Origin of the sequence: Bacillus norwichensis, from assembly GCF_014836955.1 — a bacterium.
In the GTDB taxonomy this organism is placed as follows: domain Bacteria; phylum Bacillota; class Bacilli; order Bacillales; family Bacillaceae_C; genus Siminovitchia; species Siminovitchia norwichensis.
On the sequence record NZ_JACSPV010000010.1, the window covers coordinates 75687 to 88524 of the forward strand.

The 12838-nt window shown below is 38.0% G+C and carries 10 protein-coding genes; 7 read left to right on the forward strand and 3 right to left on the reverse strand.

Annotated elements, in window-relative coordinates; translation table 11 throughout:
- The first annotated feature begins 149 nt into the window (after positions 1-149).
- On the forward strand, positions 150-5348 hold the full coding sequence (locus tag H9631_RS08130) for an ATP-binding sensor histidine kinase (protein ID WP_191811649.1): 5199 nt from the start codon (positions 150-152) through the stop codon (positions 5346-5348).
- 108 nt (positions 5349-5456) lie between these two features.
- Positions 5457-5786 (forward strand): ASCH domain-containing protein, encoded by a 330-nt coding sequence (locus tag H9631_RS08135; protein ID WP_191811651.1) that lies wholly within the window; start codon positions 5457-5459, stop codon positions 5784-5786.
- 174 nt (positions 5787-5960) lie between these two features.
- Here the strand turns inward: H9631_RS08135 and H9631_RS08140 are convergent, their stop codons facing one another.
- Positions 5961-6425: a general stress protein gene (locus H9631_RS08140; protein ID WP_191811653.1), complete on the reverse strand. Its 465-nt coding sequence runs from the start codon at positions 6423-6425 to the stop codon at positions 5961-5963.
- Between the two features lie 217 nt (positions 6426-6642).
- Here H9631_RS08140 and H9631_RS08145 point away from each other — a divergent pair, with 217 nt between their 5' ends.
- A complete protein-coding gene (locus H9631_RS08145; RefSeq protein ID WP_191811655.1) occupies positions 6643-7260 on the forward strand; it encodes a YitT family protein in 618 nt (205 codons plus the stop codon).
- Between the two features lie 3 nt (positions 7261-7263).
- Here H9631_RS08145 and H9631_RS08150 read toward each other — a convergent pair whose 3' ends face one another.
- Together H9631_RS08150 and H9631_RS08155 are read right to left on the reverse strand one after the other, a co-directional pair.
- Positions 7264-7800: a histidine phosphatase family protein gene (locus H9631_RS08150; RefSeq protein WP_191811658.1), complete on the reverse strand. Its 537-nt coding sequence runs from the start codon at positions 7798-7800 to the stop codon at positions 7264-7266.
- A complete protein-coding gene (locus H9631_RS08155; protein ID WP_191811660.1) occupies positions 7782-8552 on the reverse strand; it encodes a phosphosulfolactate synthase in 771 nt (256 codons plus the stop codon). The genes H9631_RS08150 and H9631_RS08155 overlap by 19 nt, the downstream gene beginning before the upstream one ends.
- A gap of 139 nt (positions 8553-8691) precedes the next feature.
- Between H9631_RS08155 and H9631_RS08160 the strand changes: the two genes are divergently transcribed.
- From H9631_RS08160 to H9631_RS08175, 4 genes are all read left to right on the forward strand, one after another.
- Complete coding sequence (locus H9631_RS08160; protein ID WP_225220944.1) at positions 8692-9951, forward strand: MFS transporter; 1260 nt, start codon at positions 8692-8694, stop codon at positions 9949-9951.
- Between the two features lie 14 nt (positions 9952-9965).
- Positions 9966-10256, forward strand: a complete 291-nt coding sequence (locus tag H9631_RS08165) for a hypothetical protein (RefSeq protein WP_191811663.1) — start codon at positions 9966-9968, stop codon at positions 10254-10256.
- Positions 10257-10748: 492 nt separating this feature from the next.
- On the forward strand, positions 10749-11942 hold the full coding sequence (locus H9631_RS08170) for an MFS transporter (RefSeq protein ID WP_191811665.1): 1194 nt from the start codon (positions 10749-10751) through the stop codon (positions 11940-11942).
- Between the two features lie 108 nt (positions 11943-12050).
- Positions 12051-12815, forward strand: coding sequence for an alpha/beta fold hydrolase (locus H9631_RS08175; protein WP_191811667.1), 765 nt, complete (start codon positions 12051-12053; stop codon positions 12813-12815).
- Positions 12816-12838: the final 23 nt, after the last annotated feature.

Consider the following 12838-nt stretch of genomic DNA (forward strand, 5'->3'; position numbering starts at 1 on the left):
ATTATTTAATAGTCTACACGCACTTGTATAATTCATAATTAAAGTTTCTTAAAGTTCAGTTAAAGTTTTCTAAAATTTAGTTAAAGTTTTCGATTTGAGTAAAGAAAGATTAATCAAATCGGGTATCATGGATAAGAGGTGAAAATGTTATGAAAGCTGCCGTAAATATGATCCATTTACCTGGTTTTGAAGAGCTAAAGATATTGGATCAAAACGAGCTGTGGGTTTTTGTATCCGCTGTGCAACAATCCACTCATTCTCCTGTTCTGATAAGAATTCGCTCAACTGAGAATCCAAACATCTCTGAAGATCAGTACTACAAATCACATCTGCTTGAAAATCATCAAATAGAAGGAATATTGAACCTTATCACAATTGGAGAATATAACAATCAATCATTTCTAGTAACAGAATTTTTTGATGGGCTTTCTTTGGATACATTATTAAAAGAAAACACGTTAAACATCACTCACTTTCTCAGCATTTCTATAAAATTAGCATCAATTATTCAGCAATTGCACAGCAGACAAATGATTCATAAACATATCCATCCTGCAAACGTTCTTATACGTATGAAGCCTTTTGAGGTGAAACTAACTGGTCAGGATACCACTCATAATGATAAAAACATATTGTTGCCAGGTCCACTGGCACACTATATTTCTCCAGAACAGACAGGTAGACTGAATCGGGACGTCGATAAACGGTCTGACCTCTATTCTCTGGGTGTTTTGTTCTATCAGATGCTTACTCAATCGCTTCCTTTTGAACTTCAGGACCCGGCTGATCTCGTTCATGCCCATCTTGCAAAAATCCCAAAGCAGCCCATTGAGTTGAATAGTAAAATCCCACGTTTACTTTCGGATATCGTAATGAAGTTACTGGAAAAAAATCCAGAGTCTCGATACCAAAGTGCCTTTGGTCTGAAAGAGGATTTATTAGAATTTAAAAAAAGGTTTGGACTTGGTGAAGATAGCCCAGCTTTTCCTCTAGGGGAGAAAGACCACATGCCGCAGTTCGACTTCGGTGAAAAGCTGTTCGGTAGAAAAAATGATGAACAAGCTTTGCGTCATGCACTTGATCGCTGCTGTAATGGCCACTCAACTATTGCTTTTATAACTGGTGAGTCGGGAATTGGTAAAACAGCTCTCGTGAATATGATTCAGCAACCACTCTATCAATATCGTGGCTATTACGTTTCTGGAAAATTCAATTTATTAAAAAAACAGAAACCATATGCTCCTCTTATTCAAGCCTTTACGGACCTAATTAAACAGCTGCTATCCGAAGGCCGTGAAAGGATCGCTTATTGGACGAAGATACTGGAAGCGGAGCTTGAAGGGCATTTGCCTGTACTCGCTTCTATTATTCCTGAATTTCAATGGATTGTCGGAAAACAAAAAGAGCCGGAGAATGTGACGGCATTGGAAGCCAATAACCGCTTACGCTACTCGTTTGATAAGCTTATTTCAGTATTTTCAAAAAAGGGGCACCCGCTCATCTTGTTTTTAGATGATTTGCAGTGGGCAGATCAAGCAACGATTGATTTGCTACATCATGTGGCCATATTACAACCAGTTAACCGTTATTTATTAATCATAGGGGCATATCGTGACAACGAGATATCACCCGGCGCCCCCTTTAACATCATGCTTCAGGATATTAAAGAAAAAGGACTTAGACCTACAGAGATCCAATTGGTGCCTTTAAGTGAGCAAGACATGCAAGCCTGGATCAAACATCTTTTTGCGTGTTCCGATAAGGAATCTAAGGAAATGGCTATATTTATTCAAAGAATCACAAAAGGAAACCCATTCTTTACTAAACAGCTGCTTCAGGCATTTTATGAGCAAAGATTCATCGCTTTGGATGAAGTGAAAAAAACATGGACAATTGACTTTAAAAAGCTCCATAATATGAATTTCGCTGAAGATATTGTGAATTTTATTATTGACCGTTTTCATAAACTTCCGTCAGAAGCGCAAGATCTGTTAAAACATGCTTCTTGTATCGGTAATCAATTTGGCCTGTCTTTATTGAGGGCTGCACTAAATGAAAAAGACAATCGTGAGATTGCTAGATTATTATCACTTCCAACAGAAGATGGACTCATTTTTAGGATCAATACGACATATTCATCTGCTTATCCAGGGGAAGGTAGTAATCATGTAGAAGGAATATCAGATGTCTATCAATTTTTACACGATAAAGTACAGCAAGCGATTTACTCAACAATGAGCAACGATGAACGCAAAGAAAGGCATTTAACAATTGGCAGGTACCTTTCCGATTTGTCTAAGCAAGAGGGATCTATTGAAAAATATATATTTGATATCGTGAATCACTATAATCAATGCATTCCATTGCTGAATCCCTATGAAAAAATTCAATTGGCAGAATGGAATATGCTGGCTGGTAAAAAAGCAAAGGAGGGTGTTGCATTTAAAGATTCCTATTCGTTTTTTAAGATAGCCAACAAACTGCTCGGGGATGATACATGGACCAATCATTATGAATTAGCTGTTCAAATTGCTATGGGACTTGGTGAACTGGCATATATAAACAATCAATTTTCGTTTTCCGAGGAAAAGTTTGACGAAGCTTTAGAGAAAGTTAAGTCAAAAGAGGAAAAACTGGAGATTTACAATTTGAAAATGACCTTGTACACACATATACATCGGGTGGAGGACTCTGTTGATTCAGGTCTGAAGGCTCTTAGGCTATATGGATGGGTCATTGATAAAAACCCTGGCAACCTGAAGGTAGGAGCTGAGTTCCTCAAAACCCGAATCTGTTTGAGGAAATATGGAATGGATTCAATCGAGCGTCTGCCTAAAATGGAAAACAAGGATTTCCAACAGATTACGAAAACGTTATTAGCAATGAATGCCTCTGCTTATCATCTGAATCAAAATTTGGCTGCACTCCTTATATTAAAGGCGTTCCGGCTTACATTAAAACATGGGAATACAGACATGTCAGCACTCGTGTATATTAATTATGCTCTTATTTTAAGCGCAGGCTTTGGACGATATGATGAAAGCTACGACTTTGGGAAAATGGCTATTTTAAGTGCTGATAAAAATGAAAGCACCATTTTGAGGGCAAGTGCTTATTTCATTTTTGGCACTTATATTAATCACTGGAAGAAACATATAACAGAAAGCGAACAGATGCTCGAGCATTCACAAAAACTTTGTATTGAAGCGGGGAATCTACATCTTGCAGGTGCCAACAGCTCGTTTCTTTGCTTATCTAGCTTCTTGAAAGGACATAGTTTACAAGAAACAGCTGATTTAATTGAGTGGCAACGGAACTTTTCAGTGAGTATACAATATACACTGGCTGATGATTTTTTATACGAATTAAACAATTGGATATCTGTTTTAAAAGAAAAACAAGATCATCCAGATTGGCATTTCGAGTTTAAAACGGCAGATGAATCAGCAATCATTATCCATTATACATTACGATTGCAATTTGCCTATCTACTGAATGAAAAAAGCATTGCCAAAGACGTTGTGAAAAAATTAGGGAAATTGGTAGATCAATCGCTATTCTTGATCATAGCTCCTGAATATTACTTCTATGAGTCTCTATGGCTATTAAGAAGTTTAAAAGACGACAGTAAGATGTTTGATCCATTACGAGCCAAAAAACGCATGAAGCGGAATCTGAAGCAATTTAACAGGTGGATGAGCCATAGTCCTGTTAATTATGCTCACAAATACTTTTTACTTAAAGCTGAAACAGCCGCTTTAGAAAATGAAGTGGAGAAGGCAACGACATACTTTGAAAAAGCGGCAGAGGCAGCGGCTGAAAATGGGTTTAACCAAGATGAAGGAATCATTAATGAGCTGGCGGGAAGATTTTATAAAAATCAAGGCCTTCCTCGCTTGGCAAAAACAGCCTTGTTTGCTGCTGTTGATGCTTATGATAAATGGGGAGCTCAGAAAAAAATCACTATGCTAAAACAGGAATATCCCGACATGTTTCAAGAAAGAGAGCTTTCACAAGCTGGAAATGACGCAAGAGCTTATTCTATTGATTTAAAATCCATTTTAAATGCTGCTCGTGCCCTATCAAGTGAAATTGTATTAGAAAAATTAATTTGCAAAGTGATGGATATTGTTTTAGTGAACGGTGGCGCGCAAAAAGGGGTCATGTTGATAAAAGACGCAGATACCCTTGAGCCCATTGTTCAAGGCAGCATTGATGAAGGTGGAACACGGATTACCCATAGCAGTGCTAGTCATTTCCCAAAACACATTGTGCATTACGTTGAAAAGAGTCTTGAGCCTGTGATTTTAACAAATTCAACTACTGATAAAAGATTCGCTTCCGATCCTTATATTCAAAAAAATTTACCAAAATCGGTTTTATGTTTTCCGGTTCTTCATCAGGGGAAACTCGGAGCGATTATTTATTTAGAAAATAATTTAATCGTGTCCGCTTTTTCGCCTGATAGGATAGAAATTTTGAACTTAATCTCTTCACAGGCAGCTATCTCTATCGAGAATGCTTTGTTATATGAAAGCTTGGAGAAGAAAGTAATAGATCGTACAAAAAAACTGAGAGATGCGAACGACAATTTAGAGAAAGCTAATCAGGAATTAGCCGATGTTGAAATGTCAAGACGCCAGCTTTATTCCGATATTTCTCACGATCTGCGCTCACCTATAACAGCAGCTCAAGGATATATTGAAGCGATTTTGGATGGCGTCATTCAGGACAAAGAAGAGCAGATTCATTATCTCACCAAAAGCCATCAGCGCTTGTTGACTTTAAATGAAATGATTCACGACTTATTCGAATTATCAAAACTGGAATCCAAAGGAATCATATTTAACAAGAAACCGATTCGTGCAGACGACTTGTTCAACCATTTGCGCACACTGTTTGAGCATGATATTGTAAATTCTAATGTGTTCTTTTCAGCTGAAATGGACGATTCTCTTCACAAAGACTATCCATTTGTAGAAGTGGATGTGAGAAGGATGGAGCAGGTGGTTCAGAATCTGATTACGAATGCAGTCAAACATGCGGACCCCGGAGAAATTGGCCTTCACCTTCTGAATGATAGTGATAATCATGAAGTGATACTTGCTGTCACTGATTTGGGGCAAGGAATTTCCGAAGAGGAGCTCCCGTATATCTTTGACCGATTTTACACAAAATCAACTAAACAACGAGCCGGACATGGACTTGGATTAGCTATATGCAAAGAGATCATTGAGTCACATAAAGGAAAAATAACGGTGGAAAGTAAGCTCAATGAAGGGACATCATTTTTCATTCACCTTCCAGCTACTCATCTAAATCATGACGAAGGAATATCAAAACATTGAGCAATTGATTCGAGCCAGAGGATTTTTTATCACATGTAAGATGTGTTAAAATGATTTCGAAACATGATAGAACTCCTAGAGATCTTATATACAAAGGTGGTTTTACAAATGAATGTGAGTCTCCCGCCAAAAACTTGCACAATTGAACGTCTAGTTACAGTGCCTGCTGATGTAAAAAAAGTGATTGAGGGCCGGAAAACGGCAACAAGAAGAAATGGACGCTACGCGGACATTGGTGAAATGATGGAATTGCAGGGAAAGGGATTTATCGTTGAGAACGTATATTCCCAAAGACTTGGAGAAATGACTGATGAGCATGCAAGGCAAGAAGGATATGAGAATTTGGAAGAATATAAGAGTGTTATTTTAGGGTTCCATCCCGGTATGAAATGGGTTCCCCAAATGAAAGTTTGGGTTCATGAATTCTCACCCGCTTAAACAAACGATAAATGTGAAAAAATAACCTCCATCTCATTGAGGGAGGTTATTTTTTTAGGGTATTCGGAAAATAGTATGGAATTATTTTTAACATCCCTTCTACTAATATATACTCTTTAGTTTAATCAAGATGATTATATCTATCGTCCTTGTTGCGTAACACTTCCAAGATGGCTATTTAATTTTGTTTAGCTCTTTAGCAATTGAAGACTTTTTTCCTCTCCCGTTTTTAAAATTTGTTAATTGTATGTGGTAGTAATTAATATACTCGATGATTGCAAAAGCATAAATGAATACGGTTAGGAAAAATTGAGAAAAAGGTACTTGTGCCATCTGAATTATATCAATTAGGAATATAACTGGAGCAACATATAGGAGTGTAAGATTTATCTTTTTCAATATGCTAAGTAACTTGTTAAGGTTAGGAAGAATATTTTCCTTAATCTTTAATCGTTTCCATTTTATAAACCAGTAAAAACTGCCTTGTAGTAAAATAAAATTTAATATGAAAAATACATATAGTAGAGAATAACTATTACTTGGATTAACCGAATAAAAAATATACACAAAAGTAAAAACTACCACTGCAAAAAATTCTCCCGTAAATAAGTACACAAGCCTTTTTTCTAAGCCCTTCAAAGCTTACCCACCTTTTTATTGACTGTACACCAATATGATGATAATAACTTATTGTGATAGTTTCCACATGATAATCCGAATACCCTTTTTTATTTTGAAGGAACCCCTTCGATGCTTTCTTATTTGTCCTCATAATATCTTTATTCCCTCATAAAATGGACAAGGAGGGGATAGGTGTGGGAGCAAAATCTGCTTTAAGGGATAGGCATTTGATCTTATGAGAAAAATTTTACTGATGTATGTATGTTTGTTCACAGGAGCATTTCTTCAGGGAATGGCCATGTCTTTGTTTTTGTTTCCTCATTCGATTCCCTCAGGTGGTGCGGCAGGGATCGCTCTCCTACTGAACCATTGGTTTGGTTTGTCATTGGGGTTTTCTTTATGGCTGGCAAATGCCGTCTTCTTATTATTCGCATTGAATTACTTTGGGTATACATGGACTTTCCGGACTGTGCTTTCAGTAGCGACAACTTCTGCTACTGTCAGCTATTTTACTATGCAAATACCATTAAGTTCACACAACTTATTATTTGATATGGCAGCCGGAAGCTTATTTTTCGGCGTAGGGGTCGGTTTGCTTATTCGTGTAGGCGCATCAAGCGGCGGGATGGTCATCCCGGCGCTGATGATTGCCTTTCATAAAAATTGGAGCCCGGGAAAAGTTATGATGGGTATCAACCTGTTCATTTTCCTTTTAACTTCCTTAATCATCGATTATAAAATCGTCATTTATGCTATCATTTGCCAGTTTATGTCAACCAATATCATAGATTTTATTTATCACATAAACATTCGCCGAATCCCTTTCATGTCATTAGGATGGAGAAGAAGATAAGAATTATTTAAGTAATAACTGAATGGAGAAGTACTCATTGTTCTTTATTTCCATTTTATTCATTTGATTAATATTTCCATATGTTAAATAAGAACGGATTCCTCGCATCCATGCACCATGGCCAAAAACTAGGATATTTTTGTGTTTTTTATACAGTTGGAGGAAAGAAATGATTCTTTTCTCAAGATGTTGAACGGATTCACCGACTGTGATAGCCAGCGGATTATTTATCCAATCAGCTCCCAATGCTTCTGTCATTTTCTCTTTTGGGACACCTTCAAATGACCCAAAGTCCAGTTCATCAAGCAGTTGCTCAAGTTTCGGTTCGTATCCGTAGATCTGTGCCGTTTCCTGAGTCCTTTTTAGTGTGCTGGCCAAAACAAGATCAAAAGGCGCTAAGCTTTCCAAGTACTTCGTATTAGCTTGAATGTCTATCAAGTTATTTTCAGTAACAGGAGAAATACTAATATCGCGTCTGCCTTGCAGCCATGTTTTTTTATTCCATTCTGTGGGTAGATGTCTTATAAAGGTAGCTTGCATTCATTTTGCTCCAAGAAAAATGTCTCACATCTTAACCCGCATCTTTGTGCCTCTAAAATTAAGACATCAGATAGCTTCACATTTCCCAAATTGACGTTCGCTCCAATCTTATTAATGAAATACATTTGATATTTGGGAAGGGGAGCTTCAAAGATGATTTTATTGCAGTCAATCTCCTTTAATAATTCATCCACCAAATCAGATTTAATCAACCCGCTTTGATCGTAAATTCCGGAGGTACCGGAATCTCTTCCTTCCGTGATGACATAGCAGCATCCGGCTTCAAGGAAGCTCCATACCTCATCCACCCAATCCAAGCTGGACATCTGCTTGTTTACATCTTTAGATCCAACTTCCGCTATCACATGGAAATCTTCCTTGAATTGATCCACAAGATTAAGCCGTTCCTCCAATGGAATTTCGATTGTCCCATTGGAAATTTCTATCCAATCCATCCCCATGCTCTTTAAGTATTCTGCATACTCAGACAGTTTGTTTTGATAATAGGCTTTTTCAAATAAGGTGCCCCCGCAATATGGCTTGATGCCAAACTTCTTATATAAGCTTGCTTTTTTTTGTACATTCGGCGTTACATAAGCTGAGCCAATTCCGAGCTTGGCAATATCGATAATATGCCCGTAATCGTCTAAAATACTTTCCAATTCCTTCAAAGGAACGCCAAAATCTACAATGGATGTAATACCATAGGTTCTCGTTCCGGAAGTCCTTTTCGGTAAATCCAAAAATTCCATATGGAATAACCCTCCTCCATTATCTAGGATAGAGTATTCAGTAACTAGGCAAGAGTGCTGTATATATTGAATTAATTTATTGTATTTGCATAAAAAGCAAGTATGCCGCCAAAATAAAAAAGATATTGAAACTCGGCGAATGGGAGGGAAAAAGTTGCCGAAGCAAAAAAGCAAGGGGATGACCATTACTGCAATTGCATCTATTCCACTGATTTTAGTGTTGGGGAATTCCATGCTTATTCCAATCTTGCCGAAAATGAAAAGTGAGTTGGATGTTTCCCAGTTTAAAATCAGTTTGATTATAACAGTCTTTTCTATGGCTGCAGCTGTATCCATCCCCATTTTAGGCTATTTATCTGATCGTTTTTCCCGTAAGGCCATAATTATCCCGGCACTTATTTTATATGGAGGAGGAGGGATACTAGCAGGAGCAGCCTCTGCATGGTTTTCTAATGCGTACTTATGGGTTTTGGCCGGAAGAGTGCTGCAGGGGATTGGTGCTGCTGGCACTGCTCCTATTGCGATGGCTTTGACTGGTGACCTTTTTAAGGGAGGAGAACAAAGTAAGGTACTCGGGCTGGTTGAAGCATCGAATGGATTTGGAAAAGTTATCAGTCCGATTGTTGGCTCGTTGTTGGCAATGATTATATGGTATGCTGCATTTTTTGCTTTTCCCGCTTTCTGTCTTATCTCCATTCTTTTGACACTATTTTTCGTAAGGGAAAAGAAAAAAGATGAAGAACCACCAGGTGTCGGCGATTATATCAAGGGACTGGGAACTGTCTTTAAAAATGAGGGGCGATGGCTTTTTGTTGCCTATTTCACAGGTGCAGCATGTTTATTCACGCTGTTCGGAATATTATTTTACATATCCGATATTCTTGAAAAAGATCACCAAATTGATGGTTTACTAAAAGGTGGAATATTGGCTATCCCTCTATTATTTATGACATTAACTTCATATATTACCGGAAGCAAGATTGGAAAGAACATGAAATTAATGAAGAAGCTGATTATTATAGGGTTATTATTGATGACAGCATCGTTTTCAATTTTAGTCTTTTTTAAAGGATTGATCCCTTTCATCTCTATTCTGGTTTTCAGCAGTATAGGAACTGGACTTGTTCTTCCCTGTATCAACAGCTTTATTACCGGTTCAGTATCTGCGGAACGCAGAGGATTTGTCACCTCTTTATATGGATCTGTGAGGTTTTTGGGAGTCGCTATCGGCCCGCCGGTTTTCAGCGCAATGATGGATTGGTCAAGATCAGGGATGTTTTTGGTCACTGCTGGAATAACACTTTTGGCTATGCTGTTGTGCTTGTTTTTCATCCGGGTTAAGAAAGAGGAATCATCTACAGGCAACGGCACGTTATTTGAGCAATTAAAGTTCACATAAAGGAGAGAATCAAAGTGGAAGTATATTTTTCACCTGAGGTGATTAACCCGCATTTTCAGCTATTAAATATAGTGGATGCAAAAGGAAAAGCGGTTGGAAATGTTGCTTTTTTATTTGATGAAAAGAAATTATATGTACATGGTTTGCTGGAGGAGAAAGGGGTGGAGGCAGACTTTAAGGATTTGGTCACTCCCTATTTAAAAGGATTGGCAAAAGCGAAAGAGGGAATGGATATTTATTCTTGTCTATATTCGGGCTGCGAAAAAATTGAGGTCAACGAAGAAAGCAAGGATGGAAATGGATAAGCTGGTAAAAAGAGCCTTGAGCAGCAGTTCAAGGTTTTTTTAGAGCGAAATTTTAAAAACGGATTTTGTTCGATTTAATCTAGCTGGGCCTAAAGTGCAAGCGAAGCGCATTCTAAGCCTGCTGACGTACAGGAAACTGAAGCCACAGGATTGTAGCGACTTGAGGTGCCCCAGGCGCCTTCGACGCATGTATCAAATTACACGGAAGTTTATTCAGAAACAATGCACTCCTGTCGTATAACGCCTTCAAAGAGCAGATGTTTCCCACTTTGCAAAGCTGCATGTTTTTTACGATGTAATTGAAATGAACCGTTCTGCTTACGTGGTGTGGAACCCTCTCATCAAGATTTACCTTGTGGTTACGCTTGATTTTTATTTGTATATTCTGAAATATCGATGTTATACTTAATTATATCAATCTGAAAGGACCTTTCCAATGTGAGATTTCCTATCCTTTAAAAAACTGAATAATTTTTATAAAGGAGATAGGAAATGATCCGTAATAAAAGTTCATTCCGTCTTTTATGGATGAGCCAAGCATTGTCCAACTGTGGTGATGTTTTCTATATTGCAGGCATCATCAGCATCATCTTTCAGATGTCCGGATCGGCTTTTATGATGTCCTTGGTACCGTTTTTCATTACCTTATCAAGGTTTCTGGGAAGTATCCTTGCGCCTTTGTGCATTAACCAATTTTCCTTAAGAAGAATCGTGTCCTTATGTCATCTGATCAAGTCTGTTTTAATGGCTATTTTGGTTGCCTATATTTGGAGCTCTGGTGAAGTTTTCGGCATCTTTCCGGCCATTTCTTTCATTGCATTTATTGACGGATGTACGGCACCGGCCCAACGGTCTATGATTCCTCTTTTGGTTGAAAAGACCATACTTGTAAAGGCAAACAGCTTTTTCTCAATTGTAGAAAATATTGTGGAACTTGGAGGGTGGCCAGCCAGCGGGATTTTGATCGCCCTTTTAAACGGGAAAATATTACTGTTCATGACACTCTTTTTATTTTTCATCTCCTTCATTATGGTTAGTTTTATTCATTACGCGGAAGAAAGAAAGATCAGTCATCCAGCTACAAAATGGATTGTGTTAAAAGAAGGATGGACAGCTATTTGGAGGACTCCCGTCTTCAAAACGATTGCTATTATCGAATTGGTTGACTCAATGGCTAACGTTGTCTGGATTGCAGCCATTCTTTATGTATACGTTGAGGAAATCTTAGCGAAAAGTGAAGCATGGTGGGGGTACATCAATTCAGCTTTTTTTGCTGGCCTCTTATTGAGTGGTATTGGGTTATACCGAATCGAGCAAAGCGTAAAAAACAAATTGCATGGAGCTATTATTTTCGTAACAATTTTTTCCGGAATTTTCACCCTCTGTTTCGGACTTTCCTCCATACCATGGCTGTCGCTCGTTTTTTCTCTATTGACAGGTGCTGTTGCTCAAATAAAACTGCTTGGTCAACAAACGGTCGTACAATTAAAAGCTTCAACCAATCTGCTACCTAAAGTAATCTCAGCCAGAGAATCCATCTCAACAGGAGTTTTTGGAATATCTTCTTTGATGATGGGGTTAGTGGCAGAGCATTTTGGCGTTCAATCTGTTTTTGCCATTGCAGCCTTATTACAAATATCTGTTGGCTTCTGGGCTTTAGCCAATCAAAAAGCATTGCAAATATAATGTAAGGGAGCAGCTTAATTGCTCCCTTTTTCACTTTCACCAGCTTATTTCTGATACAATTGATTCATAAATGAATAACTCAGAAAATTTTGTTGCAGAGGTGAGGATTTGACATTGTATTATGAAGAACATGGGGACACTGAAGGACCATTGATTGTGTTTTTGCACGGGGGTGGCGTAAGCGGTTGGATGTGGAATCAGCAGCTGGAATATTTCAATGACTATCATTGCATTGTCCTAGATTTACCGGAACAAGGACGCAGCAGAGGAGAGGGTATGTTCTCCATCCGATCAAGTGCAGACAAGATCATTGATTTGATTGAGGATAAAGAAAAAGGGAAGCCAGTCATCCTGATCGGGTTTTCACTAGGTGCCCAAATCACAATACAAATCGTTTCAATGAAGCATGAACTAATAGACTGCGCCATCATTAACAGTGCGCTGACAAAGCCAATGCCGCTAGGCTGGAAATTTTTAAAACCTTTCGTTAAATTGTCGCATCCGTTGACAAAATGGAAAAAATTTTCAAAACTCCAGGCAAAGGTGTTATATATACCAGAAAATGATTTTGAGAAATATTTTCAAGAAACTTGTGATATGGAAGTGGACACGCTTATCAGGATATTGGAAGAGAACATGTCTTTTAAGGTGCCTCCCGATTTCAAACTTGCCTCTTCAAACATGTTGGTAACAGTTGGGGAAAATGAAAACAAGTTGATGAAAAAATCCGCACAAAATATTATAAATAGCAATTCTAATTGCCATGGAGTCCTTGTATCCAGAGTCGGTCATGGCCTGCCTATAGCCAATCCAGAACTGTTTAATAGTTTGGTAATGAATTGGATAGAAAAGCATATCAAAATGAAAAATTAACAAGTATACCATAATTGAATTAT